Annotated in this window: 24 protein-coding genes, 1 tRNA gene and 3 pseudogenes; 11 read left to right on the top strand and 17 right to left on the bottom strand. The window is 68.8% G+C overall.

The window, feature by feature from the left end:
* Positions 1-26: 26 nt before the first annotated feature.
* Both KJS59_RS09470 and KJS59_RS09475 read right to left on the bottom strand, forming a co-directional pair.
* A complete protein-coding gene (locus KJS59_RS09470) occupies positions 27-3,266 on the bottom strand; it encodes an NACHT domain-containing protein (RefSeq protein ID WP_213452167.1) in 3,240 nt (1,079 codons plus the stop codon).
* A 132-nt stretch (positions 3,267-3,398) separates the two neighbouring features.
* Positions 3,399-3,824, bottom strand: coding sequence for a DUF6069 family protein (locus tag KJS59_RS09475; protein ID WP_213452169.1), 426 nt, complete (start codon positions 3,822-3,824; stop codon positions 3,399-3,401).
* 130 nt (positions 3,825-3,954) lie between these two features.
* Here KJS59_RS09475 and KJS59_RS09480 point away from each other — a divergent pair, with 130 nt between their 5' ends.
* Positions 3,955-5,121 (top strand): histidine kinase, encoded by a 1,167-nt coding sequence (locus KJS59_RS09480; protein WP_249714007.1) that lies wholly within the window; start codon positions 3,955-3,957, stop codon positions 5,119-5,121.
* Entirely contained in the window at positions 5,109-5,771 is a 663-nt protein-coding gene (locus tag KJS59_RS09485) for a response regulator (protein WP_213452171.1), read from the top strand. The genes KJS59_RS09480 and KJS59_RS09485 overlap by 13 nt, the downstream gene beginning before the upstream one ends.
* 55 nt (positions 5,772-5,826) lie before the next feature.
* On the opposite strand, the gene KJS59_RS09490 is transcribed toward KJS59_RS09485, so the two are convergent.
* The 11 genes from KJS59_RS09490 to KJS59_RS09540 all read right to left on the bottom strand — a co-directional run bounded on the left by KJS59_RS09490 (position 5,827) and on the right by KJS59_RS09540 (position 16,919).
* A complete protein-coding gene (locus KJS59_RS09490) occupies positions 5,827-6,798 on the bottom strand; it encodes a transketolase family protein (RefSeq protein WP_213452173.1) in 972 nt (323 codons plus the stop codon).
* A complete protein-coding gene (locus KJS59_RS09495; RefSeq protein WP_213452175.1) occupies positions 6,795-7,691 on the bottom strand; it encodes a transketolase in 897 nt (298 codons plus the stop codon). The genes KJS59_RS09490 and KJS59_RS09495 overlap by 4 nt, the downstream gene beginning before the upstream one ends.
* Entirely contained in the window at positions 7,688-8,380 is a 693-nt protein-coding gene (locus KJS59_RS09500) for an RraA family protein (RefSeq protein WP_213452177.1), read from the bottom strand. The genes KJS59_RS09495 and KJS59_RS09500 overlap by 4 nt, the downstream gene beginning before the upstream one ends.
* A 20-nt stretch (positions 8,381-8,400) precedes the next feature.
* The gene (locus KJS59_RS09505) at positions 8,401-9,507 is read right to left on the bottom strand and encodes an Ldh family oxidoreductase (RefSeq protein WP_213452179.1); all 1,107 of its coding nucleotides are present in this window, start codon (positions 9,505-9,507) and stop codon (positions 8,401-8,403) included.
* Positions 9,508-9,538: 31 nt separating this feature from the next.
* Positions 9,539-10,210, bottom strand: a complete 672-nt coding sequence (locus KJS59_RS09510) for a GntR family transcriptional regulator (protein WP_213452181.1) — start codon at positions 10,208-10,210, stop codon at positions 9,539-9,541.
* 57 nt (positions 10,211-10,267) lie between these two features.
* Positions 10,268-11,476: an enolase C-terminal domain-like protein gene (locus KJS59_RS09515; protein WP_213452183.1), complete on the bottom strand. Its 1,209-nt coding sequence runs from the start codon at positions 11,474-11,476 to the stop codon at positions 10,268-10,270.
* A gap of 18 nt (positions 11,477-11,494) precedes the next feature.
* Entirely contained in the window at positions 11,495-12,469 is a 975-nt protein-coding gene (locus tag KJS59_RS09520; RefSeq protein WP_213452185.1) for an aldo/keto reductase, read from the bottom strand.
* 10 nt (positions 12,470-12,479) lie between these two features.
* The gene (locus tag KJS59_RS09525) at positions 12,480-13,328 is read right to left on the bottom strand and encodes a carbohydrate ABC transporter permease (protein WP_249714008.1); all 849 of its coding nucleotides are present in this window, start codon (positions 13,326-13,328) and stop codon (positions 12,480-12,482) included.
* Positions 13,329-13,339: 11 nt separating this feature from the next.
* Positions 13,340-14,290 (bottom strand): carbohydrate ABC transporter permease, encoded by a 951-nt coding sequence (locus KJS59_RS09530; protein WP_213452187.1) that lies wholly within the window; start codon positions 14,288-14,290, stop codon positions 13,340-13,342.
* A 2-nt stretch (positions 14,291-14,292) separates the two neighbouring features.
* Positions 14,293-15,618: an ABC transporter substrate-binding protein gene (locus KJS59_RS09535; RefSeq protein WP_213452189.1), complete on the bottom strand. Its 1,326-nt coding sequence runs from the start codon at positions 15,616-15,618 to the stop codon at positions 14,293-14,295.
* A 107-nt stretch (positions 15,619-15,725) separates the two neighbouring features.
* On the bottom strand, positions 15,726-16,919 hold the full coding sequence (locus KJS59_RS09540) for an ADP-ribosylglycohydrolase family protein (protein WP_249714026.1): 1,194 nt from the start codon (positions 16,917-16,919) through the stop codon (positions 15,726-15,728).
* A 169-nt stretch (positions 16,920-17,088) separates the two neighbouring features.
* On the opposite strand from KJS59_RS09540, the gene KJS59_RS09545 reads away from it, so the two are divergent.
* Positions 17,089-18,240 (top strand): ADP-ribosylglycohydrolase family protein, encoded by a 1,152-nt coding sequence (locus KJS59_RS09545; RefSeq protein WP_213452192.1) that lies wholly within the window; start codon positions 17,089-17,091, stop codon positions 18,238-18,240.
* A 59-nt stretch (positions 18,241-18,299) separates the two neighbouring features.
* On the opposite strand, the pseudogene KJS59_RS32160 reads toward KJS59_RS09545, so the two are convergent.
* Positions 18,300-18,437 (bottom strand): annotated as a pseudogene (locus KJS59_RS32160) (DUF418 domain-containing protein); the annotation flags it as partial.
* A gap of 155 nt (positions 18,438-18,592) precedes the next feature.
* On the opposite strand from KJS59_RS32160, the gene KJS59_RS09555 reads away from it, so the two are divergent.
* The 7 genes and pseudogenes from KJS59_RS09555 to KJS59_RS09570 all read left to right on the top strand — a co-directional run bounded on the left by KJS59_RS09555 (position 18,593) and on the right by KJS59_RS09570 (position 22,571).
* On the top strand, positions 18,593-18,784 hold the full coding sequence (locus KJS59_RS09555) for a hypothetical protein (protein ID WP_213452194.1): 192 nt from the start codon (positions 18,593-18,595) through the stop codon (positions 18,782-18,784).
* Positions 18,765-19,313: a hypothetical protein gene (locus tag KJS59_RS32465; protein WP_249714009.1), complete on the top strand. Its 549-nt coding sequence runs from the start codon at positions 18,765-18,767 to the stop codon at positions 19,311-19,313. The genes KJS59_RS09555 and KJS59_RS32465 overlap by 20 nt, the downstream gene beginning before the upstream one ends.
* 8 nt (positions 19,314-19,321) lie before the next feature.
* Positions 19,322-19,387, top strand: a pseudogene (locus tag KJS59_RS32470) (hypothetical protein); the annotation flags it as partial.
* A 116-nt stretch (positions 19,388-19,503) separates the two neighbouring features.
* Entirely contained in the window at positions 19,504-20,043 is a 540-nt protein-coding gene (locus tag KJS59_RS32475; RefSeq protein ID WP_283775760.1) for a S8 family serine peptidase, read from the top strand.
* Positions 19,986-21,686, top strand: coding sequence for a hypothetical protein (locus KJS59_RS32480; RefSeq protein ID WP_249714010.1), 1,701 nt, complete (start codon positions 19,986-19,988; stop codon positions 21,684-21,686). The genes KJS59_RS32475 and KJS59_RS32480 overlap by 58 nt, the downstream gene beginning before the upstream one ends.
* Before the next feature lie 468 nt (positions 21,687-22,154).
* Positions 22,155-22,295 (top strand): hypothetical protein, encoded by a 141-nt coding sequence (locus KJS59_RS09565; protein ID WP_213452196.1) that lies wholly within the window; start codon positions 22,155-22,157, stop codon positions 22,293-22,295.
* Positions 22,296-22,298: 3 nt separating this feature from the next.
* Positions 22,299-22,571 (top strand): DinB family protein, encoded by a 273-nt coding sequence (locus KJS59_RS09570; protein ID WP_213452198.1) that lies wholly within the window; start codon positions 22,299-22,301, stop codon positions 22,569-22,571.
* 282 nt (positions 22,572-22,853) lie between these two features.
* Here KJS59_RS09570 and KJS59_RS32485 read toward each other — a convergent pair whose 3' ends face one another.
* Complete coding sequence (locus tag KJS59_RS32485) at positions 22,854-23,105, bottom strand: Imm32 family immunity protein (RefSeq protein ID WP_456316011.1); 252 nt, start codon at positions 23,103-23,105, stop codon at positions 22,854-22,856.
* A 66-nt stretch (positions 23,106-23,171) separates the two neighbouring features.
* Between KJS59_RS32485 and KJS59_RS09575 the strand changes: the two are divergent.
* A pseudogene (locus tag KJS59_RS09575) lies at positions 23,172-23,475 on the top strand (tyrosine-type recombinase/integrase); the annotation flags it as partial.
* Positions 23,476-23,585: 110 nt separating this feature from the next.
* On the opposite strand, the gene KJS59_RS09580 reads toward KJS59_RS09575, so the two are convergent.
* Both KJS59_RS09580 and KJS59_RS09585 read right to left on the bottom strand, forming a co-directional pair.
* A tRNA-Val gene (locus tag KJS59_RS09580) sits at positions 23,586-23,657 on the bottom strand.
* A 50-nt stretch (positions 23,658-23,707) separates the two neighbouring features.
* Entirely contained in the window at positions 23,708-24,184 is a 477-nt protein-coding gene (locus KJS59_RS09585; RefSeq protein WP_213452201.1) for a PGPGW domain-containing protein, read from the bottom strand.
* Between the last annotated feature and the right edge of the window lie 223 nt (positions 24,185-24,407).

The raw sequence follows: 24,407 nt of genomic DNA on the forward strand, positions 1-24,407 counted from the left end.
CGGGCGTCCACGGCCGGAGCGCTGTGTCAGACACCGCCGAACAGGGACTCGGCGAGGCCGGGGGCCGCGCGTTCGAGTTCCGGTCGGCGTCCGGCCTCGATCAGGGCCGCGACCAGGCGATCGAGGTCCACGGGCTCGGTTTTCTGGCCGTCGACGAGCGCACGCAACGCGGGGATGAGCGCGCGGACGTCGATGCCGTCCGCGTGTTCCCGGATCAGGTCGGATGCGAGACCGGCACCGTACCGGCCGGCTGCGGCGTCCGAGGCCGCCAGGCAGTAGACGGCGCTGGCGGCGGCGACCGGAGTGAGGACCGCCTCGTCGATCAGTTCGTGGACGATCGCGCACACCTTGTCGCCGGGTAGGCGGTACGCGTCGGCGCGCATGGTGTGCAGCAGCAGTTCGGTGACCTCCCCGCTCGCGGTAACCAGCTTGCCGTTGGCCAGGTCCACCGCGGCATTGGACACCTCCTCGTAGGCCGCGACCAGTTCCTTCGACGAGAGCCGCCGCGGGACCGCCAGCCACATCCGGATGAGGCTGTGCGCGACCGAGCTGTGGCCGTTCTCCCGCGTGGCGAACTGGGTCAGCGCCGCGGGTATCCGATGGATCAACGGCTCCAGGGCGTGCAGCAGCGCGTCGTCGCTCAAGCGGTTGCTGAGCTGCATGGACCTGAGCGCGGGTGGTATCTCGAAGGTGGCCGCGAAGGCCACGTCGCGGCTTCCGCCGGCTTCCAGCCCGTTGATCCAGTAGACGTCCGTCGGGTCCGGGAGGTCAGCCGTCCACTCGCGCGCGTATTCGAGGACGATGTCGCGGCGACCGTCGCGCCAACCGCGGGTGACCGTGAGGACCTCCATGGCGTCCATCCACATGTCGCCGGGAATGGCGGCCTGCCATTGCAGAGCCGAGTTGCGCAGCCAGGCCGCGGGGTCGCCGGCCCGGGTGAACAGGTCCGACGCCCGCAGTTCGCCGCCGCAGGCCAGGGTCAGCATGAGCAGGTTGAACGAGTAGGTGGCCAGCCAGTGGTCGATGCGCTTGGCTACCGGGCGGTAGCGGCTTTCGGTGTACTGCGGGCGGGTCACGGCCTGGGCGGTGCGGCCGGTCAGCCACCCTCGGATGCAATCGCGGTCGGGTCCGTCGAGCAGGCCGGCGATGAACGGCAGGACCGTGGCGCGAGCGGTCAGCGGCGTGAAGCCGAGGAGGGAGCGCAGCAGGTCGTCGTCGTTCGACAGGCCCAGACGCAGGGCCAGCGTGCTCGCCGCCGCCCGCGCCTCGGTGTCACGCACGGCCTGCACGACGAGTCGGGCCACGAGGTACTCGCCGAAGGTCGCGTGCAGAAACTCATACGTCTGCCGAGGTTCGTCCTCCTGAACGGCCTGGGCTCGCTGGATGAAGAAGAAGCGTCCGACCATCTCCTGACCGGCGGTGAGCGGGCTGCGGAACCCCTCGGTACCGCCCGGACGCGACGCCGTGATGCCGAGGCCGTCGAGGTCGTCGTCCAGTTCGCGCTCGGTGACCCACAGCCGCATCCGGTGGAACATCGCGAAGGCGACCACGGACAGGCGCAGAAGCTCCTGCTCGACCAGCGGCGGTACGGCCGAGTCGGGCTGCCCCGCGTGTACCCGGCGCACCTCACGCTCGGTGAAGGAAGCCAGCAGCCGCTCGTAGAGCTGACCACCGTTGAGAGCCGCGGCGCCGTCCTGCAGCGCGTGGCCGGTGGCGTCGTAGAGGGCCAGCATGAGCAGCAGCAACGGCTGCTCGGCGAGGGCGCGGAAGCGCAGAACCACGTCGGGGGCCAGGGGCTTGACGGGCGCGGTCGTCCCGTTCCAGACGGTCAGCCAACGCTCGATCTGGGCGTCGTCGAACGGCTCGAGGCGCACGGCGAGGGCGCCGACGGGCAGGCGGGTGCGGTCCGCGACGGCGATCCGGCTGGTGACCATGACCGCGACCGGGCGGCCCAGCGCCGCCTCCCGCTGCTGGAACTTGGCGACCCGCTCCAGGTAGTCGGACTGGTGCAGGCCGGTGACCTGCAGGAGCTCGTCGAAGCCGTCCAGCAGGATCACCGGCAGGGCGCCGCCGGCGTCGCGGGAGAGTTCGGCCCAGGACACCGTCTCGCCGATCGCCCCGCGCAGGGCCCCCTCGACCTGGTCCTGGATCTCGGCCTCGGCGGGCACCTCGCGCAGCGGGACCCGGCAGACGAAGAAGTCGCCGGGGGGCAGCCGGGCGGCGAGGATCCGGGTCAGGGACGACTTCCCGGCGCCGGGTTGGCCGAGCAGCAGCATCGGCGCCTCGGTGGCCCGGGTCGTGGTCAGGTGGGCGGCGAGGAACCCGGCGAAGTCGGCGCGCACGGCGGCGCCGGTCCACCACCGGTCGTCCGCGGGATGGGCGCCCGGACCGGCCGCCTTGACCCGGAAATGTGGATCGATGTACCCGGCCCCGAGCGTCGGCAGGCGCAGTTCGCCCGCGTCGCCGCTCAGGACGGGACGGTCCAGCTCGGCGCGGCAGGCGCGGGCCAGCGCGGCCCGGTGCCGGCTCGGGTCGCCGTCCGAGGCGGCTTGGAGCAGGAGTTCTTCGAGACGTTCGAGGCCGCGGGCGGTCGCGCGCGCCTCGAGGCGATCGGCCCAGAGCGCGAACTCGGGGATCTGCGCGCAGAGGCGGCGATGGATCTCGTCGTAGCGGGCGACGGCCGCGCCGGGCAGCCGCTGGTCGAGCAGGTCGGTCAGCGTGCCGCGGGCGCGCTCGCCGGCCCGGTCCCAGACGGCGAGCCCGGCAAGGTGGCGGCCCATGCGCGCGGCCTCCTCGGCGAACCAGTTCTTCATGTCGGCCAGGAGGCTCGCGTACGGCAGATCGGGCGCCGGCAGCGGGACGGGCGCGGGCAGGAGGCGGTCGACCAGCGTGCCCCCGTCGCCGCCCGCGGCGAACCGGAGCTGGTCGTCACGGGTGAAGCCGGGTTTACCGATACCCGCCGCGGTCAGGCAGTCGTCCAGCTCCGTGAAGAACGCGGTGACCACCAGGACGACGTGCGCGGCCTGGAGCCGCTCGCTGCGGTCGTGGCGCCCCAGCCCGCGTACGGAATCGCCGATTCGGGCCGTGACCAGACCGCCGAGCCGGACCACCTCGGCCTTGGCGTCGAAGAGGCTGATCGCGAGCTCGCTGCCGCCCGCGGTGGCCACGGTGAGCGCGCCGCCGAGCAGGTTCTCGGCGGCCTTGGCGAGCGGTCCCGAGCCGCCCAGAATCCTGACGGCGTCGGCATAGGACAGACCATGCGGCATCGCTACATGATGGCGCAACCTCGGCGCTCTCGGACGCCTCGGTATGCCGGCACCGCCGGTGCCCCAAACCGACTCGGCACCGCGAGCACCCGCCGGACCGGGACGGCGGGTGCTCCGGCGTGATGTCCATCCTTATCGGCAGTTCCGGCGGCCGGGCAGGCCGATGATCAGCGCCGCGCCGACGGTCAGGTGCATGCCGAGCAGCACCAACCGGCTGCTGGTGCCGACGCCGCTGCCCAGCGGGCCGACCAGCGAGAGCGCCAGCACGATCAGCGCGATGATCCGGAACGTCCGCACGGGGTGGCCCACGGTGCGCTCCAGCAGCGCGAGTAGGCCCCAGGCGGCCAGGCCGGCGACCAGCGCGGCCACCGCGACGGCGGGCGGATCGATGTGCTGGGTGGTGTCGCCCTGGCGGACGGTGAGGTCGATGCCGGCCCAGGGGTCGTTGACGACCCAGAGGAGCAGGGCGCCGGCCACCGCGCCGGCGATGGTGATCGCGCGGGCGGTGCGCCGTGCGGTGGTCCTGGTCGTGTCGGTCCGCTGCATGTCGTTCGTCATGCCGATGAGCGTCGCGGTCCGGGCCGGTGGGCACATCGGACCGCGAGCCGCGCCGACTCTCGCTTAGGAGAGCTCGACCACCAACTTTGGAAGGTGTCGGCCCCCAGCAGCCGCCGGTTAGCCTCGCCGGGTGAACAGCTTCTCCCTCGGGCCGGAAGACTGTGACCGCCGGCCGGGTACCGCGGCCCTCGCCGTGCTGCTGGGCGCGTCCGGCGTGTTGGTCGCGGCAACGATCCTGGGCTGGTGGAGCGACCGCCCGCTCGGTCCGCTGCTCGCGCTCGACCTCACGGCCGGCGCGCTGAGCTGGCTGTTGACGCCGCTGACGCGGTGGCGGCCGGCCGCCACCACGGCCGTGCTCACCGTGCTGGCCGCGGTGTCGCCGGCGGCCACCCCGCCGGCCACGATCGGCGCGTTGCAGGTGGCGCGGCGCCGGCGCTCCCCGGTCGCGATCGCGGTGGCGGTGGCCGGGCTCGCCGCGCACGCGGTCCAGGGTGCCTGGCGGTCCAACGGCGGCATCTCGTACGGCTGGTGGCTGGCGCTGGTCACCCTGGGCTACGGTGCGCTGCTCGCCTGGGGTGCGTGGGCGCAGGCCCGCGAGGCGCTGATCCGCTCGCTGCACGAGCGGGCCCGCCGCGCCGAGGCGGAGCAGGGCCGCCGGGTGGCCGAGGCGCGCATGCTGGAACGCCGCAAGATCGCCCGGGAGATGCACGACGTCCTGGCCCACCGCCTGTCGCTGCTGGCCACGTTCGCCGGCGCGATGGAGTACCGGCCGGACTCCTCACCCGAGCGGTTGTCCCGGGCCGCGGGCGTCGTCCGGGACGGCGTGCACCAGGCGCTCGACGAACTGCGTGAGGTGATCTCGCTGCTGCGCGACGACGTGCCGGACAGCGACGGCAGCCGCCCGCAGCCGGTGCTGGCCGACGTCCCGCGCCTGGTCGAGGAGTCCCGCGACGCCGGCACCGAGGTGCTGCTGCGCGAGGCGGTGGACGAGCCGGCCGAGGCGCCCCCGTCGGTGGCCCGCACGGCGTACCGGGTGATCCAGGAGGGCCTGACCAACGCCCGCAAGCACGCCGCCGGCCAGCCGGTCCGGGTCGCCGTGCGCGGCGGACCCGGCGCGGGCCTGGAGGTCGACGTCCGCAACGCGCTGGCACCGGAGGGTGCGACGCCGCCCGGATGGTCCGGGGGCGCCGGGTTGGTCGGGCTCACCGAGCGGGTGCACCTGGCCGGCGGGCGGCTCGACCACCAGACGGTCGGCGGGGAGTTCCGGCTGCACGCCTCGATACCATGGCCGGCGTGACCCCGCCGGTGCGCGTACTGGTCGTCGACGATGACGCGCTCGTCCGCGCCGGGCTGACCATGATGCTCGACGGTGCCCAGGGCATCGCGGTGGTCGGCGAGGCCGCCGACGGGGAGCAGGTGCCGGCCGCGGCCGACGCACACGCCCCCGACGTCGTGCTCATGGACCTGCGGATGCCCCGGGTCGACGGCATCACCGCCACCCGCCGCCTACGGGCACGCCCGCGGCCGCCCGAGATCATCGTGCTGACCACGTTCGACACCGACGAGAACATCCTGCACGCGCTGCGTGCCGGGGCCAGCGGCTTCCTGCTCAAGGACACCCCGCCGGCCCGGATCGCCGAGGCGGTACGGCAGGTCGCGGCCGGCGAGCCGATCCTGTCCCCGCGGATCACCCGCCGGCTGATGGACCGGGTCGCCGTCCAGGCCGGCGCGTACGCCCGGGCCAGGGCCACCCTCGCGGCGCTCAGCCCGCGCGAGCACGACGTCGTCGTCGCGATCGGCCGGGGCGGCACCAACGCCGAGATAGCCACCGCGCTCGACATGACCCTGGCCACCGTGAAGACCCACGTGTCGCACATCCTGACCAAGCTCGACCTCGACAACCGCACCCAAATAGCGCTCCTCGCCCACGACGCCGGCCTGGCCTGACACGGCACCCGTCCGCCGACCGGCAACCCGGCCGCCACGGCTTCACCGGGTGCTTTCAGCCCTGGATAAGCCGGTCCACATCCTCGGCGATCTGCGTGCCGGTCAACCGGAACTTCTCCAGCAGTTCGGTGGATCCACCGCTCTCGCCGTAGCGGTCCCGCATTCCCAATCGCAGTACCGGGACCGGATGTTCGGCGGCGGTCAGCTCGCAGATTGCGCCGCCCAACCCGCCGGCCACCTGTGCCTCCTCGATCGTGACCGCACGCCCCGTCCTGCGGAGGCTGGAAAGGATCGTCGCGGAATCCAAGGGCTTGATGGTCGGGACGTGGACGACCTCTGCCGAGATCCCCTTGCGGCTGAGCGCATCGGCCGCGACGAGTGCGTGGTAGGTCATGGTGCCGGTGGCGATCAGGCTGACGTCCCGTCCGTCGGCGAGCAGGTATGCCCTACCGATCTCGAAAGGCGAGTCCGGCGTCGAGAAGATCGGGGTCTTGTCCCTGGCCAGGCGCAGGTATGACGGGGCCGGATCGGCCGCGAGCGCTCGCGTCGCTCGCTCCGCCTCGAGGCTGTCGCCGGGCACGATCACTCTCATGTTGGGCAGCACGCGCATGATCGCGATGTCCTCGAGCATCTGGTGGGTGGCGCCGTCGTACCCCACGTTGACGCCGGCATGGGATCCGACAACGACGACCGGCTGATCGTTCAGCGCGGCGGTCGTCTTGATCTGCTCCCAGTTCCGGCCGGGGCTGAACGCCGCATAGCTGCTCGTGAACGGGATCATACCGGCGTGGGCCATGCCGGCGGCCACGGTGACCAGGTTCTGTTCGGCGACCCCGACCCCGACGAACCGCTCGGGGAACCGGTCCCGAAACAGGTGCATCCGCGTGCTCTCGGTGAGGTCCGCACACAACGCGACTACCCGCTCATCGAGTTCGCCGGCGGCGAGCAGCCCCCGCCCGAACCCGAAGCGAATCGGTTCGAGGTGGGGTTTGGTGAGCGCGTCGGGTGCGATCGGATAGGTCGTCATGCGTCCAGGCCGCCGTTCAGGATGCGCAGGGCTTCTTCGGCCTGCGTGGACGAGGGGATCGTGCCGTGCCAGCGATGGTCGTACTCGATGAACGGCACCCCTTTACCGGGCACCGTGTTGGCGATGATCATCGTTGGCGCGTGGCTGACCGCCTTGCCGAGCTGGATCGCCTCCACCACGGCCCGCACGCTGTTGCCGTCGATCTCGATCACGTGCCAGTCGAAGGACTCCCACTTGGCGCGCAGGTGAGTGAGCGGCATCACGTCCTCGGTGGCACCGTCGATCTGGATGTAGTTGCGGTCGATGAAGGCGATCAGGTTGCCGAGGCGGTACTTACCGGCGAACATCGCGGCTTCCCAGACGTTGCCCTCGTTGATCTCGCCGTCGCCCATGACGGTGTAGACGAACCTGCCTCGAACCCGCTTGATGTTCCGCAGGACGTGGGCGTATCCGGCCGCCTGCGACAGCCCGCTACCGAGCGGGCCGCTCGTGCTTTCTATGCCCGGCAACGTCTTCCGTTCCGGGTGGCCCTGAAGCCGCGAGCCGAGCCGGCGCAGCGTTGCCAGCTCGGCGACCGGGAAATAGCCGGAACGGGCGAGCGCCGCATAGAGGACCGGCGCCGTGTGTCCATTGCTCAGGAAGAACACGTCCCGCTCCGGCCAGTCCGGGTTGGCGGGGTCGTGCCGCATGGCGTTGAAGTACAGGGCGGTCAGGAGTTCTGCCATGCCGAGCGGACCCGCGGTGTGGCCACTGGGTGCGCAGGCAAGCATCCGGATGATGTCCTGGCGGATCACACGCGCGATCTCGCGCAGGCTCGACTCGTCGTCGGTCCTGCCATAGACCCGCTGAGGCGGAAGAGCTTCGCCGCTCGCGGCTCCTATCGTGTCGATCACTGGCGCTCTCCGATCGGTGGGGTACTCCGAACGCGCAGCGCGCGGTCGATCCAGCTCCGGTCCCATTCCCCGCGCGAAATGGCGGCCGCCTCCTGAGCCTCAGCGACCTGCTTGGCTTCGGCGAGAGCGACGATGTCCTCGGCACACCAACGCGGGAGGACGGCGATACCGTCCTCGTCGCCGACGACGATGTCGCCGTCCTCGACCGCGACCCCACCCAGCGCGACCGGGCAGCGCAGCTCACCTGGCCCGTCCTTGTAGGGGCCCAGGTGGTTGAGGCCCTTGGCGAACACCGGTGGCGCGCACGATTCGAGGTCGGAGCGGTCGCGGACGGCACCGTCCACCATGATCGCCGCGACGCCCCGGGTACTTGCGTACTGCCCCATCAGGCCACCGAGGATGGCCCGATCGGTGGCGCCGCCCGCCGCCACCACCAGGATCTCCCCTGGCCGGATCAGGTCGAGGGATTTATGCACGACGAGGTTGTCCCCCGCACGGGTCCGGACGGTGAAAGCCGGCCCTGCGACTACCCGGCCCGGTGCCAGCGCGGCGACCGGATACAGACCGGTGGTCCCGGCCCATCGCCCAAAGACGTCGGAGATCAGGGAGGTGGCCAGCCGTTCGATTCGGCGGATCAGTTCGGGATCGGGCAGGGGGGTTTCGGGGTGAAGCAGGCATTCGACGGCCATGATCGGTCCTCGCTGGTAGATCAGTCGGGCTGGATGGATACACGTCGGCCGATGCCGACCTCGTCCGCGATCGCGTCGAGGTCCGCTGTGACGGCCTCGGCTAGCAGAACGCCCTCGCGTTGGGCACGCGCCAAGCGCTGCTGCTCGGGTTCGCCTGGCAGCAACAACCGTTCGACCCCATCGGCGGGCGGCAGGTGCGTGAAGCGCCGGACGAATACATCGACGTGGTCGAGGAACGCGTCGCGTCCCACCCAACCCTCCGGGTCAAGCGCCATGAACAGGTGGGACACGCGCTGGGTGCGCGTGTAGTCCTCGTACATGTCACCGATGTCCGGTCCGGTCACCGCGGCGACCATGGCACCCGCCAGCAGGTCGACCATCATCGCCAGACCGGACCCCTTCGCTCCGCCGAACGGCACCACCGATCCGTGCAGAGCGGCCGCGGCATCCGTCGTGGGACGACCGTCCGGGTCGACCGCCCAGCCCGCCGGGATGTCCTGACGCAGCTTGCTGGCGAGGGTGATCTTCCCGCGTGCGGTTGCGCTGGTGGCCATGTCGACGACGATGGGCGGGGCATCCGGGCGGGGCACCGCGATGCTGATCGGGTTCGTTCCGACGGCTCGCGAACGGCCGCCGAAGTAGGTCATCGTCGGGGGTGCGGTCGACAGGCCGACCGCGATCAGTCCTGCGTCGGTGGCCCGCCGGGTGAAGTAGCCCAGCGTCCCGCAATGGTTCGAGTTCGCCACGCCGGCGATCGCCACATAGTCGGTCTTGGCGCCGGCGATAGCCGCGTCGAGGCCGGCCTGGGCGCCGAGATGTCCCACCGCGTTGTGTGCGTCGACGCGAATCCGTCCGGGTGTGTTCGCGACCAGCTCCGGAACGGCCCGGGGATCGATCATGCCGGCGCGAAGCCGCTCGGAATAGATCCGCACCCGGGTCACGCCGTGGGAGGAAATCCCGCGCGCTTCCGCGTCCACAAGGGAGTCCGACACCAGATCGGCCGGGCCTTCAGGCAGTCCGGACCCCTGAAGAATCGCCGCGCAATGCGCCCGCAGTTCGTCCAGGGCGACCCTCCGGAGAGGCACGGAGCTTGCTGCGGGCCCGGTGTACGGAGTCGCGGTACTCACGGCCGGCTCCGTCCCGGAGCCGCGGCAGGGGTCAGCCGTTCCTGAGTCGCACCTGTCGGAGCATGAGTTCTTCGCCGGTCCGCAGGTGATCCACCAGTGCCGCTCGGGCCTTCGGAAAGTCGTGCCTCAGGAGCGCGGACGTGATCGCCTTGTGCTCGTCCAGGGTGTCCTCCAGCCGGTCCGAGCGAGAGCCCGACAGGATGTACCGACCCCGGTTGATGTGAATGCTGAGGATCGCGTAGAAGCCGATGATTCTGCTGTTGCCGGTCGCGGCGACAATCGTCTTGTGGAATCGGTCGTCGCGGTCGAAGTACTCTTCCATCCGCTCGGGCGGGACGGGATGATGAAAACCGATAAACTGGCCGGCGATGGCCTCCAACTGCGCCTGGCTTCCCGACCGCGCAAGCTGGTCCAGCCCCGCCGGCTCCAGCAGCATCCGCACGCCGAACATCTCCCGCACGTCCTGCTCGGTGAAGGCGGAGACCGCCCAGCCGCTCCGCCCGCGGGCTTCGACCAGCCCCTCTGACTGCAGGCGGTGAAGCGCCTCGCGGACCGGGGTCCTGCTGACCCCGAGGCTCTCCGCCAACTGCCGGTCGCGTAGCACCTCCCCCGGCGCCAGCGAACCGGACACAATCGCCCTTCTGAGGGCGCCGACGGACAGCTCCGAGAGGTTGGCCGCCTCGATCGGCGCCAGTGTGTTCATCTCTCCCATCCCACGGATCTGGGCTTTGGTACTCGGTATTCACTATACCATCCTCTGTCAGCTCGCCCAGCGCTCGTTGGGAATGAGCGGATACCAACCGCGCCGCCGGTCGTCCCGGTCGTATACGTAATTGCCCGTTTCGCGGTAATAGGCCGCGTACTGCGCCATCCGCTCCGGGTCGAGCTCGACACCGAGACCGGGGCCGGTCGGCACCGGTAGCTTCCCGTCGGTGTACCGCATTTTGCCGCCGACGATGACGTCGTCCTTCAGATGGTGGTAGTGGCTGTCGATAGCAAACGGCAGGGCCGGGATAACGGCCGCCAGGTGAAGCATCGTCGCCAACTGGATGCCACACTCCCCCGACGAGTGCATCGCCACCTGGATCTGGAACGTTTCGCACACGCCCGCGGCCTTGAGGCAGGATCGGATGCCACCCCAGAAGGTCGTGTCCAGGAGGATGATGTCGACCGCCCGGCGCAGGACGTTGCTCGCCAACTGTTCGAAGTTCACCACCACCGTGTTGGTCGCAAGCGATATCGCCACCCGCTCGCGGACCTGCCGCATGCCCTCCAGACCCCAGGTGGGGTCCTCGAAGTAGTCATTGCGCAGATGTTCGATGGCCTTGCCGAATCGGATGGCGTCCGGAACGCTCAGCACCGCGTTGGGGTCGTACCGCAGGCCATCGTCCGGGAACGCCGCCGCGAGCGCCAGATAGCAGTCGAGCTCGTATTGCGGTGGGTAGACGCCGCCCTTGAGCTTGTGCGAGGTGAACCCGTGCGCTTCCTTGAGCTCGCGGGCATGCGCCACGAGCTGTTCGGGTCCGGAGATCTCCCCGCTGCCGTCCTCCGCCGGGTAGCGGAAGAACAGGTAGGAGCCGAAAGCGATGTTCTCCCTCAGGCGGCCACCAAAGAGTTGCGACGCGGGGACGTTGAGGTACTTACCCATCAGGTCGATGCAGGCGAACTCGATGGCCGAGTGCAGGGCGGTGCGGTTGCCGTACAACGCCGCGGTGGGGTTGAGCAACATGAACCGCATGGCTTCGAGGTTGAAGGGGTCGTGTCCCACCAGATACTTCTTGAGCCCGACGAGCGACCGCTCCGTCTCGGCTCCGCTGCCTCGAAGTTCGCCGACCCCAACGAGCCCCTCGTCCGTCACCACCTCGACGATCGTGCGCACGAATCGTCCCCAGTGGCCGCCGTTGGCGTGTCGCAGTGGCGCCTCCAGCGGGATCGCGACGGTGGTTGCTCGGATATCGACAATCTTCATTTATGGGTCCCGGGTTCTCTAGCGGTTGTATGCCGGCGCCGATCCGGCGGGGCCTTCATTCCAGACGACGTCGCATGCGGCGAGAGTCGCTTCGTCAAGAGGCGGCCCGTTGATCGCCGCGAGATTCGCCCGAAGCTGCTCCAGGCTCGACGCGCCCAAAAGCACCGCGTGCGTGGCGGGCCGGCCGAGCACCCACCGGAGCGCGAGCTCGAGCAGGCTCAGTCCCGCCTGCCGGGCGATGTTCCGCAGCCGCTCTACCGCGACGAACTGCGCCCGGTTCCAATACCGCTCCCGATAGGTTTCCTTGGCGAACCGGCTGCCTACCGCCGGGGTGCTGTCGAGCCGGTGCTTGCCGGTGAGCAGCCCACCGGCGAGCGGGTTGTAGACGATGGTGGTCAGGCCGAGACGATCAGCAGCCTCGACGTACTCCGCCTCGATCCGGCGGGCGACGAGGCTGTACATCTGCTGGGAGACCGGCATCTCGGGCCAACCATGGGCGCGCGCGAGGTAGTTGATCTCGGTAATCTGCCACGCCGCGAAGTTCGACTGGCCCAGCTGCCGGATCTTCCCCGCCGCCACGAGTTCGCTCAGTGTCTCCAGCGTCTCTTCTATCGGTGTCGACCGATCCGGCCGGTGCAGGTAGTACAGATCGATGTGATCGACGCCAAGGCGCTTCAGGCTGCCATCGACCGCCCGGGTCAGCGCCTTTCGGCCAAGGCCCTTGATCGAGTCGTCGGCCTGCTCTACCGTGCTCCCGCCCTTCGTGGAAATGAGAACGTCGTCGCGGTACCGCTTGATGATTCGTCCGAGGATCGCCTCCGACCGGCCACCGTTGTAGTTGTTGGACGTGTCGAACATCGTGATCCCGGCTTCCCGGCCGGCCCGCAGCATCAGTTCGGCTTCCCGCTCGTCGACCTGGGCGCCGAACGTCATCGTCCCCAGGATTATCCGCCCGGTATGCGGCCCGGTGCCGCCCAGTTCGATCCGCTCCATCGAGTCCTCCCTACTTGAGTCCGGTTGTGGCGACCCCGCGGACCAGGTACTTCTGGGCCGCGATGAAGAAGCCGAAGATTGGCGCCAGCGCGACGACCGACATGGCGAACAGCGGGCCGAACGAGGATCCGCTCTCGGCGTCCATGAACGAGCGCAGGGCGAGCGGGACAGTGGCCTTTTCGGGGCTGCTCAGGTAGATCAGCGGAGTCAGGAAGTCGTTGTACGTCCAGATGAAGGTAAAGATCGCGGTGGTCGCCAGCGCCGGCCGCGCAAGCGGCAGGATCACCCGGAAGAATGTCCCGAAGAACCCGCACCCATCGATCCGTGCGGCCTCGTCCAGTTCGCGCGGAAGGGTCCGGATGAACTGGACCATGAGGAAGATGAAGAACGCGTCCGTGGCCAGGAACTTCGGCACGATCAACGGAAGGAACGTGTTCACCCAGCCGAGCTTGGAGAACAGGATGTACTGCGGGATCAGAATGACGTGGTGGGGCAGCATCAGCATGCCCAGCATGATCGAGAACCACAGCTTTCTCAGCGGGAACTTCAGCCGGGCAAACGCAAATGCCGCCAGGGAGCAGGCAAACAGGTTTCCGACAATAGCACCGGCGACGATGATCCCGGAGTTGATGAAGAACGTCGCGAATGAGTTCGGCAGTGCCGTCCACCCGTGCACGTAGTTTTCGAGGGTGACGTTCTTGGGGATCAGGCTCTTGTCGGTGAAGATCTCGTCCTCCGGCTTGAAGGAGCTTGAGATCATCCACAGCAGCGGGTAGATCATAACCAAGCCGAACCCGACCAGAACGAGGTGCCGGAGGAATCGACCCGCCGGGGTCCTGAAGGTGGACTTCGTGTTCACGGCAATTGTCCCTAGCCTTCGTCGCCGTAGAAGACCCAGTACTTCGACACGACGAAGTTGATCGCCGTAATGATGCCGATCACGGCCAGCAGCACCCAGGCCAAGGCCGAGGCATAGCCCATGCGAAGGTTCGGGAAGCCCTCTTGGTAGAGGTAGAGCGTGTAGAAGAGGGTGGAGTCGACCGGGCCACCGGTGCCGTCACTGACAACGTACGCCGGGGTGAATGCCTGGAAGGCGCTGATGGTCTGGAGGATCAGGTTGAAGAAGATGACCGGACTCAGCAGCGGGAGCGTGATCTTGAAGAACGTCCGAAGCGGGCCGGCCCCGTCCACCATTGCCGCCTCGTAGTACATCGTCGGGATCTGCCGCAGGCCGGCCAGAAAGATAATCATGGGGGCACCGAACATCCAGACGCTGAGCGTCACGAGCGTGTACAACGACGTGTCCGGGTCACCGATCCAGCTCCCGGCGTGAATTCCGAAGAAGCCCAGGACCTGGTTCACCAGGCCACTGTCGCCGAATACCTGCCGCCAGAGCAGGGCGATCGCCACCGACCCACCGAGCAGGGACGGCAGGTAGTACACGGAGCGGTAGAAGTTGAGCGCCCGCATGCCCTTGTCCAGGGCGAGCGCCAGGAGGAGGGCGAAAACCAGCTGGAGTGGCACCGACAGGACGACGTACGTGACGGTGACACGAACCGCCTTCAGGTAGCGCGGATCGGCGGTGAACATCCGGGTGTAGTTGTCCAGACCGATCCACTTGGGCGATCCGAGCGGATTGTAGTTGGTGAAGGAAAGGTAGAGCGAGGCGACCATGGGGCCGACGACAATCACCGCGAGCCCGATGAACCAGGGGATCAGGAACAGGTATCCCGCAAGCCCCTCGGAGACACCGCGCCGCATGCGCCGCGTGGACCCATGGTCGGCCGCGACCCTACCTTTCAGTGCCGATTGCACGGTCATTCTTACTCACTGGCTGCCGCGGTCGCCGCTGTCATGAACTGCTTGACGGCGTCGTCGAGACCGACCCGTCCGAACGCATAGTTGTAGTAGGCGGACTGGTATGCCTTGTTGAAGTCGTTGAAGCCGGCCGGGAAGACGGGAGTGATCTGTGCGCTCTCGGTTGCCTGCACGAGGGTCAGGTTGTCGAACGTCTGCTTCGCGGCCGCGTCCGCTGTGCCTTCGACGAGCTTGCGGATCGCCGGCGATGCGGGCACCCCACGGCTCGTACCCAGCGCCGAGCCGGCGTCGGGATCGTTCACCATGAAGTTGATCAGCGCGGCTGCCCAGGCGGCATTCTTGCTGTTCTTCGTGATGCTCCAGGCCATGCCCGCACGCCAGACCTGTCCCGGAGTGCCGTCGTTGGCGAACGGATACGTGACGAGCCCCAACTGGTCCTTGGTCAGGCTCACGAAGTTTTCGAACTGGCTCGACGTGGTCCAGTCCATCGCACCGAAGTCCTTGACCACCGGGGAGCCCTCGGGGTTGGCACCGTTCTCCTGCTGCACGGCCGGCGGAACGACGCAGCCCTGCTTCTGGAGGTCCCCCCAGATGGCCCATAGATCCTTGACGTCCTGGTCGGCAAACCCGAGGCCGCCTCCGTCCTGGAACATTTTCTTGCCGCGCTGGGCCAGGAAGACCTGCAGGAGCTCGTACTGCGGGGCGCCGTCCTCGCTGCCCCAGTACTTCGCTCCGCCCTTCTGGTGGATCTCGCAGACCATCCTGGTGTAGTCATCCCAGGTCCAGTTGCTCGTGGGCGGAGCAATACCGAGCTGCCGCAGCTTGGTCGCGTTGTAGATGATGGCGTGCGCGTCGACGCCCGGCGGAATGCCGTACAGCACCCCATCGATCGTCTGGGCGTCGAGGAGCGGCTTCTCCCAATCGCTGAGATCGATGCTGCCGTTATCGACGTATGGCTCGATGTTCAGCAGCACACCGCTCGTCACGTACTGCTTGAGGGTCTGCCCGGACATCTGGATGATGTCGGGAGCGTTCCCGCCGGCGACCTGGGTCGTCAGCTTGTCCCAGAAGTTCGTCGACGTGGTCGACTCATAGTTGACCGTGACGTTCGGATGCTTCTGCTTGAACAGGTCGATCGCCTTGAGGGTGCGATCCGTGCGGTCCTGAGAACCCGACCATGCGATGCGCAGGGTCACCGGCTTGCTGCTGTCGAGCGGCTGGGCGGTGTCGGTATCGGCAGAGTTCCCGGAGCAGGCGGCAAGCGGCAGGGCCAGGGCTGCGCTCAGCGCAACCATGGCTTTCACCCGCGCTCGTGAATTCCAAAGGTTCACTGAATCTCCTCTTTGAGATGCGGTGGGTTCGTCTGAGCGCGCCAGGGGCTTGGCGCCCCCGTCGCGCGGCGCGCGGTCCTCGCGTAGGCCATGTTCACCGAGCTGATTCAGCCGACCCGGTCAAGCTGACGCCGGATCTCCGCGAGGTTGGCGTTGGCCGCCGCGTACAGACCCGCGGCCGTCTCCCGTGGCGTCCGTTGTGCGACGGTGTACGGGTCGTTGACCACCTGCTCGCTGATAATCTGCTCCCACTCGGGCGGCAGGGCGGCAGTCCCCCGCAGGGCAGCCGCGAGTGAGGTGGCCACGCAGGCGCGGCCGTCGGTGTCCCGGCCGAGATTGGTGGCGGCCACCGCTGCCTCATAGGGGTTCGCCTGAGTCACCCAGAAGCACGCGAGCGCCGTGCCCAAAGTCTCGACCGGCCACAGGATGGTGCGGCCCTTGTAGTAGGTGTCGAGCAGTTCGCGCAGCTTGCGCCAGTCCCCACCGGCCGGAACGTATTCGATGGCACGTTCGACCTCGGCCCGCGGCTCTGGCGAAAGGTGAGCCAGCGCGGCCTGGACCACACTCTCCGCCGTGGCGTCCTTGCTCAGCCCTTCCGCGACGCCGGCGGCGACCGCGGACGCGATCTCGAGGGCGTAGTTGCCATTGACCCCCGAGAGGTCCTTCAGCCGGCCCACGTCCAGCGCGTCGAGTGCCGCCTGCTTCGGGTTCCCCACGTTCACCACGCCGATCGGGATCATCATGGCCGTCACACCCCAGGCGCCCGGGAAGTAGGCGAACTTGCCGATCTCCCACGGCGGCACTCCCGCCTTGGCGGAGTAGTAGATCACCTGGTCCTGACCACCGAGCAGGATCCCGAACCTGGCCGGGTCGATGTCCCTGATCCAGATCCTGGCCACGTCCTCGACGGTGACCCGACCCTTCTTTTCGATGACGGCGGTCGCGCTCAGCCGATGCCGCTCGTGACCGTCCTCGCTCATGCCCGGCGGGCGGTCGTGAACGGTGTACACGTTCGCATAGCCTCGCCTGACGGGCAGATTCGGCCGCGAATCCCGCCACTTGTTGGGCTGCGGGAGAAGCTCGGTCACGAGGCCGTACTTCGCCTCGATCTCGGTCCAGTCCATCCCTTCGGTCACATCGCCCATCGAGTGACCGACCGTCGCCGCGGTCTCCACCGCGACGATCCGGTCTAGCAGCTCCGGGGACGCCAGATCCGGTACCGACGCTACGGCCTGCTCGCCGCGCTGCTGAAACAGGCCCGCACTCTCGGGTCGGGGGTCCCAGCCACTGTTGACTGTCATGCCGAGCACTGTATGCGGTACACCGAGTCCGTCGTCAAGACTTGATCACGTACCTCTCCACCTGGTATGACACGCCGGTCGTGCCCCGGTATCCCCGAGTAATCGAAGCCTTTCCCCCGCATCGGTGCGTGGCGTACGGTATTCCGAACGCCGGGAGTGAGGAGCGAGCGTGCCTACCCTGTTTGACCGGATCTACGGGATCGAGGCCGCCACGACGATCGCCAACTCGATGGGTGACGTCATGGAGGGCCTGACCTGGGACCAGATCGAAGATCAGTACGGCCTGGTCACCGAACTGCTACCCCAGGTCAACAAGTGGGGCAGCCGTCCCGTCATGGGGCAGAGCGCCGGTGACCGGGGCTACGCGATGCTGGAACAGCCGTGGGGGCATCCGTTCGTGTGGCACGTCCACGACCGCCCCCCGGGCATGAGCGAGGACGGACACGAACGCCACCGCCTCGCGGTCACCGCGATCATCGAGAAGGGCGGCCGGATCACCGTCGAAGATCTCGCCCGGATCTGGCTCCGGGACATCGACCCGGCCAGGTTCGGCTACCTCCTCGGCCCCCAGGACCAGGTCATCTACTACGGCCTCAAGGCCGGCGTCTTCCCCTGGGAAAACGGCCGCTACGCCACCTTCCCGGGCATGATCGGCACCGCCAAGATGATGCACGCCATCGGCGTCATCAACGCCTGCGACCCGGCCCAGGCCGCCATCGACGCCCTGGACGTCGGCCGCATCAAGGACATCCGCGGCCCACGCGACAACTACGCCCTCGAAGTCGCCGCCGCGATCGCCGCCGGCACCGCCGAAGGACTCAAACCCGGTGCGACCGTCGAGGACGTCATCAACGTCGCCCTCGACCAACTCACCTACTACCCACGCCTCGAAGTCGAAGCCGGCCTCACCTGGGCCCGCACCGTCTCCGACTGGCGCGAACTACGCCCGCTGTTCGACCAGAAGTACACCGGCCACTGGATGTCCAACGCCGTCGAACTCCTCTCCTCCGGCATGGCCGTCTTCCACACCGCCGGAGGAAACGTCGAGCAGGCCATCATCCAGGGCGTCAACCTCGGCCGCGACACCGACTGCCGCGCCTACATCGCGGGCGGCTGGGCCGCCGCCATCAACGGCATCGAGCAGGTCCCCACCCGCTGGCTCGACACCGTCACCGAACAGGTCAAGACCGATCCCTACACGGTCTCCACCCGCACCCCTCTCGAGTCCGCCCAGGGCCTCTACAACGCACTCCTGAACTCCGTCAAACACACCCGCCAACGGCTCACCGACATCGACAGCCAGATTCCCGAAGGCCCGTAACGCGAACGGGACGGTACACGGGCGCCCGCGTACCGTCTCGTCGCCCGGTGTCGGTTGGGTCAGCGGCGCCAGGCGGGGCGAGACCAGTTGGTGATGGCGCGCAGCAGCCACTCAACCGGGCCGCACCGGTGGCCGCGCATCCACCGGTCGCTGAGCACCAGCTGCGCCGCGAACACCGCGACCGCGATGGCCAGTCGCTGGCCCGCGTCGGATCGTCGACCCCGACCACGCCCCCGGCGCCGACGAGATCATCGCCGGCCTGCGCGCCCTGGGCGAGATCGCCTCGCCCGACCCCGCCGCCGTACGTGGTGAGCCGGTGGGGCATTGCTCGCGGTCGAAGAGCGGTCGGGCCGTGTACGCGCGCTACTGGCACTTCGATCGAAAGGAACATCTCGCGTTGACTGAACGTATTCGCGTGGCGGTCGTCGTCGGCGTGGCACTGGCCCTCGTCCACGCCGGCGCCGGCCAGGCCGATACCGCGTCGGCCCTTGCGGCGAACGAGAACCCCCGGACGGGCGGACACGGTGACGCTGCTGACCGGTGACCGCGTCTCGCTGCTGTCCGCCGACGGCCAGCACCTCTCGGTACGACCGGGCAGGGGGCGTACGGGCATTCGCTTCGCCGTCGAGCGGGCCGGCGGCAGCGTGTATGTGATCCCGCACGATGCGCAGGCGCTGGTGCGCGCAGGTGCGGTCGACAGACGGCTGTTCGACGTCGCGGGCCTGGTCAAGGCCGGCTACCGGGATGAGGAGCGGGACACCGTGCCGCTGATCGTGCAGTACGGCGCCGGCACGTCGGCCCGCGTCGCGGCCAGCGGCACTCTCTCCACTCCGGGTACCCGAGTGGTCCGGGAACTCCCGGCGGTGGGCGGTGCCGCGGTGGTGGCGAACAAGGATGGCCTGGGTGCACTGTGGAGCGCGTTGACCCTGGCCAGCGGTGTGCGGCGCTCCGCTACCGCGGGTGGCGTACGCCGCGTCTGGCTCGACGGTCGGCGCCAGGTGTCGCTGGACCGCAGCGTGCCGCAGATCGGCGCACCAGCAGCCTGGCAGGCCGGGTACACCGGGCGGGGGTGACCGTCGCGGTGCTGGACACCGGAGTCGACACCACCCACCCCGACCTGGCCGGCAAGGTCGCCGATTCGACCAACTTCACCGCCGGGCAACCTGGCGACGCGGTCGGACACGGTACGCATGTCGCCTCGATCATGCCGGAAGCGGAGCCGCTTCCGGCGGGCGGTACAAGGGCGTCGCCCCGGACGTCACCCTGGTCTCGGGCAAGGTTTGCGACCTTCGCGGCTGCCCCGACTCTGCCGTGTTGGCCGGCATGCAGTGGGCCGCCGCGGAGAAGAAAGCCGCCGTGGTCAACCTCAGCCTCGGCGGCCCCGACGGCCCGGACGCCGATCCGCTGGAGGAGGCGGTCGACACACTGTCCAAGAAGTACGGCACGCTGTTCGTGACGGCCGCCGGCAACGACGGCAGGGCGGGCACGGTGAGTTCACCCGGCAGCGCCGACGCGGCGCTCACCGTCGGCGCGGTGGACCGTTCGGACGCACTGGCCGACTTCTCGAGCGAGGGCCCGCGTATCGGCGACGGCGCGGTCAAGCCGGACATCACCGCCCCCGGGGTGGATATCGTTGCCGCCAGGGCCACCGGCACCGCGATGGGCAGCACAGTCGACGACTTCTACACGGCCGAGTCCGGCACCTCAGCGCGACCGGCCCCGGCGGCGCCGCCTCACCCGCCGGGATGTTCGCCACCAGTACCGACACGGTGGCCGTGCCCGCCGGGGGCCAGGCACCGGTGACGATCACCGTGGACACATCCGTCGACGGCCCGACCGGGCTCTACCCGGGCGCACTGATCGCCACCGCCGACCAGAGCGGCGTGATCACCCCGCTCGGCGTCAACAAGGAAGAGGAAAGTTACGACCTGACCATCTCCTACCTCGACCAGAACGGCTCGGCCACGCAGGCCGCCTTCGCGAGTGTGAACGGGTGGGACCGGAACGCGTGGGACTGGCCCGTGGTAGACGCGGACGGAACCTCGACCGTGCGGCTGCCCAAGGGGCGCTACAACCTGGGCGCGTACATCGATTCGGAGCAGGGCACCGCCCTACTGGTCCAGCCGGTCGTCGACCTGACCCGGAACCTCGCCATCACCCTGGACGCGCGCGCGGCGAAACCCGTCTCGATGACCGTGCCCGAGCCGCACGCCCAACTGGCCATCGTCGACATCGGATACACCTTCTATCAGTCGTTCCAGTCATTGGCGGCGGGGATGTTCCTGACCGGATACAGCTTCGGCGAGGTCCGCATGGCGCAGGTCGGCGACCCGGTGACGCCGGACGAACTGGTCGGCACGGTGGCCGCGCAGTGGGCCAGACCCGACGGGGCCGGCGACTTCACCGACAGTCCCTACCTGTACGCCACTGCGGAGGCCTTCCCGGGCCGCTTGCCGGCCGGGTTCGTCAAGAACTACCGAGCCAAGGACCTCGCGGCCACACACCAACGCTTCGCCGCGAGTGCACCCGGACAGTCCGCGACCCGGATGGTGTTCCCGTCATTCAGCCCGCCCCACTCCTCCTCCTCGGCGCTCAACGTCCCGACCTCCCTACCCGCGACTCGGGTGGAGTACGTCAATACCAACGGTGTGCGCTGGACCTCAATGCTGTGGCTGGGCACCCGTGACGACGGGGGCTGGCTCGTGCCGCAGGGCCGGCTATACCAGCAGCCGATGGCCTACCGGGCAGGTGACGAGTACCGCGACGAGTGGAACGCCGGCCCGATCGGGCCAGCGTTCAAGCAGATCGGTGAGGCACCGTGGCGCTGGGCCAGCCGCACCGGCGACGTGATCAATGTCGGCCTCCCGCTGTACGGGGACCGCGCCGGTCACGCCGGATCGCTCGTTCCGACCGACAGCGCCCGTACCGCCCTGTACCGCGACGGCGTCCTGGTCGGAGAATCCCCCGACTCGGGATCCGGGCGCTTCGCGGTACCGCCGCGGGCCGCCAACTACCGCCTGGAGGTGGCCGACACGCGTAGCGTCAGCGACCTGACCACCAGGCTCAGCGCGGTGTGGACGTTCCGCTCCGGCCACGCCGACGGCGACCAGCCGGTCAAACTGCCGCTGTCCGCGGTGCGGTTCACCCCCGCCCTGGATGCGAACAACGCCGCCCGGGCGGGGAGATCCTTCGACATTCCGGTCACCGTCGAGGGGCAACCGGGCACCCCCGGGCAAAAGATCACGGAGCTGGCCGTCGAGGTCTCGTACGACGATGGCGCGACCTGGTTGAAGGCGCAGATCAAGACGTGCCCGGATGGCTGGACCGCCACGGTCCGACATCCGAGCAGTGGCGGCTTCGTCTCGCTGCGGGCCACGGCGACCGACGCCGCCGGTAACAAGGTGACCCAGACGATCATCCACGCCTACCGCCTGAGCACCAGGTAGACGCGCTGAGTGCGGCGGTGCCGCCCAGGGCGTGGGCGCGGTTGGTGTCGTGCAGTGGCCGGGCATCGCAGCCGATGCCCGGATTGGCAGCCCGTCCGGGCGCATGATGGCCGACCTCTACGGCGTGGCCTCCATGACCGCCGACGGGCGCTGCGCGAACTCCAGCCATCGGCCTTCGCCTACAGCGTCGCCGGCAAGGGCACGTTCGCGCATCCCGACGCCTCTGATGCGATGAAGGAGCGGGGCCTCCGCTCCTTCATCGCATCAGATCCAGCGACCCGCTGTTCGGGACCACGAAGACTGCCGACCTTCCTGGACCACGTCAAGCCCTCTCAGGTCGATATCTATGTAGTGCGTAAACTTACGCCCAGCCCCACGGGGCTCTCAAGAAGGCTGCGGAGAGCTGTCCTGACCTGCCGGTCGGCGATTGGTTAGGTCGACGAGGCGGAACTCGACCGCCGGCACCCGGTGCCGCTGCTGATCCGTTCCGATGAACCGGCCGACCTGCGCGAGGCCTGGCGACAGCTGCGGAAGGCGTGGGCGACGACTATCGAGCGGGCCGGGTCGATGGCCGAGGGCAGCGAGGATCTCGGCGTCGACGGCGAGTGATCGATGGTCGAGACTCTGCGTCATCTTGTCTTCGTGCACGACTCGTGGTTTCGGCGCTGCATACTCGGGCTGGCCGAGCCGTTCACGGCGATGGGACTGGCATCTCCGTTCGTGCCGGATCAGGAGGGGCTGGGGCTGGACAGGTCCGTTCGGCCGGGTCTCGACGAAGTGCTAACCGTGCGCGATCGGCAGGCGTCGGAGATTGAGGCGTGGCTGGCCGAGGTCACACCCGAGCAGCTCGCAAAGCTCGCGCCGGTGCCGGACGACGACAGATGACCCCCGTTATGCCAAGGGCCGGCGCGTCCGGCAATGCCTCGGCACTGTGCTCAACGAGGAATGGGAACACCACGGTTTCTGCGTGCGCGACCTGGACAAGCTGTCGCGTCGGAGGGCTCCGTAGGTGCGGTGATGAGGGATCTCCCGCCAAGATCCCGGCCCGAACGGCGCGTGGCCCCCGTGTTGCGTTGGGTCGAACGGTTCGGAGGCGTCTACCGCCCGGGTCCAGGGCTGGAAGCCCTGGCCGCCGGAGGCCGGCACCGAATCGTAGAGCCGGAGGCTCTACCCGCCGGAGGCACTGCCCTGGTGTCGCCCGGCGGTTGCGCTCGTGGGGTCGCGTGCCAGCATCAGCGGCATCGATTCCAACGCCAGCGGAATGATGCCCGGGTCGAGGTGGACGTGCGCGCCGGGGTGAGCCGCTTCGTCGGAGAGAGCGAGGCACCAACGTGCGAGGTCTCGAAGGCCGTCCGGGACGGGCAGATGAGGTACTCCAGGACGAACACCTGCCCGCCGTTCAGGATGGCCCGCCGGCATCTCCACCCGAAGTACCGACCGGACACGGTGTCCTGCCAGGGAGCGTCCAATATCGGCAGTTTGACCGCAGCCGGCCGGGCGGACGCCTGCTGGCTACCGGTCGCGTCGGGCCTGACGCCGCACGGGCTGCGACACACGCACAAGACGCTCATGGAGGAGCTGGGCACCGCCGGCCAAGCTGATGGATGAGCGGATGGGTCATCAGGACGGCTCCGTGCAGGCCCGGTACTCGCACGTCACGGCGGGCATGCGCAGCCAGTTCCTGGACGGTCTGACCGGCCTGTGGGAGGCGGCGTTGGACGCGCGCCGGTCGATGGCGCCCGGCTCACCCGTCACGGTGCTGGATGGGCTGCTGCGGGCGGAGGGCTGACACATGACAGCCAAGATCGTCTCCCAGATTTCTCCCGAGGCCGGCCGGAGAGACGAAACAGGGCCGGCCCCGATGATGGGAAACCGGCCCTTGACCTGATGTTATGTGGGTGGGCGATACTGGGATCGAACCAGTGACCCCTTCGGTGTGAACGAAGTGCTCTCCCGCTGAGCTAATCGCCCGGAGCGCTGCTGACTGTACCCGATGCCGCCCCTCGGGCGCACATCCGGGGTCAGTGCGTCGTGACGTACTCCCAGCAGGTTGCCCACAGGTCCACGCCGAAGCTGTACCTCACGGAGAGCCAGACGACGACGGCGACGAAGGCCAGCCCGGCGGCGCCGATGGCCAGGCGGGTGGGCCAGGGGCGGGCGGCGACCCAGCGGGTCCAGCGGCGGAGCTTGGCGCGGGTGAAGTGCAGCAGGTGCTTGGCCCAGGCGAACTCGACCGCCCAGATCGCGAGGCCGGCGAGGACGATGAGCCAGCCGGGGCCGGGGAGCGGGATGAGGGCGGCGCCGACGGCGACGACGAGGGCTCCGGCGAGGGCGACCCCGACTTTGAGGGCGATCCTGCCGGTGCGGTTGGCGCGGATCGCGGCCAGGAGGGAAGAGGTACGGGAGGGCGACCGGCGACGCGCAGGTTCCGGGGTGGCTTCGTCCGGGTCGGGTGACGGGGATGAGGTTCGTGCCTGGTTCCGGCCGTATGTCGCCATTTCACCACCGAGAATCGCCCAGCCCGTCACTGAACACGATGACCAGACGTTACCGGAGATAGTCGACGTCTGAACCACACCCGACGCCGGGTGGCCCATGGATAACGCCAGCGAGCGGCGATGGTACCTGAAGAAGCTTCATTTCAGGGCGGCCTTGGACCCACCTTCCCACTACTGGGTGAAGTCAGCGTATGGCGGAGCGTAATCAAAGAGGGTCACCTGA

The organism is Rhizomonospora bruguierae (assembly GCF_018397995.1).
Lineage (GTDB): Bacteria > Actinomycetota > Actinomycetes > Mycobacteriales > Micromonosporaceae > Rhizomonospora > Rhizomonospora bruguierae.

What these genes read in the sequence shown, in the direction of transcription:
- KJS59_RS09475 (WP_213452169.1), bottom strand. Translation starts at nt 3,824, where the DNA reads ATGACGAACGACATGCAGCGGACCGACACGACCAGGACCACCGCACGG.
- KJS59_RS32485 (WP_456316011.1), bottom strand. Translation starts at nt 23,105, where the DNA reads ATGCCGGCGGGCCATCCTGAACGGCGGGCAGGTGTTCGTCCTGGAGTA.
- KJS59_RS09515 (WP_213452183.1), bottom strand. Translation starts at nt 11,476, where the DNA reads ATGAAGATTGTCGATATCCGAGCAACCACCGTCGCGATCCCGCTGGAG.
- KJS59_RS09470 (WP_213452167.1), bottom strand. Translation starts at nt 3,266, where the DNA reads ATGCCGCATGGTCTGTCCTATGCCGACGCCGTCAGGATTCTGGGCGGC.
- KJS59_RS09500 (WP_213452177.1), bottom strand. Translation starts at nt 8,380, where the DNA reads ATGGCCGTCGAATGCCTGCTTCACCCCGAAACCCCCCTGCCCGATCCC.
- KJS59_RS09570 (WP_213452198.1), top strand. Translation starts at nt 22,299, where the DNA reads ATGGTCGAGACTCTGCGTCATCTTGTCTTCGTGCACGACTCGTGGTTT.
- KJS59_RS09485 (WP_213452171.1), top strand. Translation starts at nt 5,109, where the DNA reads ATGGCCGGCGTGACCCCGCCGGTGCGCGTACTGGTCGTCGACGATGAC.
- KJS59_RS09540 (WP_249714026.1), bottom strand. Translation starts at nt 16,919, where the DNA reads ATGACAGTCAACAGTGGCTGGGACCCCCGACCCGAGAGTGCGGGCCTG.
- KJS59_RS09490 (WP_213452173.1), bottom strand. Translation starts at nt 6,798, where the DNA reads ATGACGACCTATCCGATCGCACCCGACGCGCTCACCAAACCCCACCTC.
- KJS59_RS09585 (WP_213452201.1), bottom strand. Translation starts at nt 24,184, where the DNA reads ATGGCGACATACGGCCGGAACCAGGCACGAACCTCATCCCCGTCACCC.
- KJS59_RS09530 (WP_213452187.1), bottom strand. Translation starts at nt 14,290, where the DNA reads ATGACCGTGCAATCGGCACTGAAAGGTAGGGTCGCGGCCGACCATGGG.
- KJS59_RS32480 (WP_249714010.1), top strand. Translation starts at nt 19,986, where the DNA reads ATGTTCGCCACCAGTACCGACACGGTGGCCGTGCCCGCCGGGGGCCAG.
- KJS59_RS09520 (WP_213452185.1), bottom strand. Translation starts at nt 12,469, where the DNA reads ATGGAGCGGATCGAACTGGGCGGCACCGGGCCGCATACCGGGCGGATA.
- KJS59_RS09510 (WP_213452181.1), bottom strand. Translation starts at nt 10,210, where the DNA reads ATGAACACACTGGCGCCGATCGAGGCGGCCAACCTCTCGGAGCTGTCC.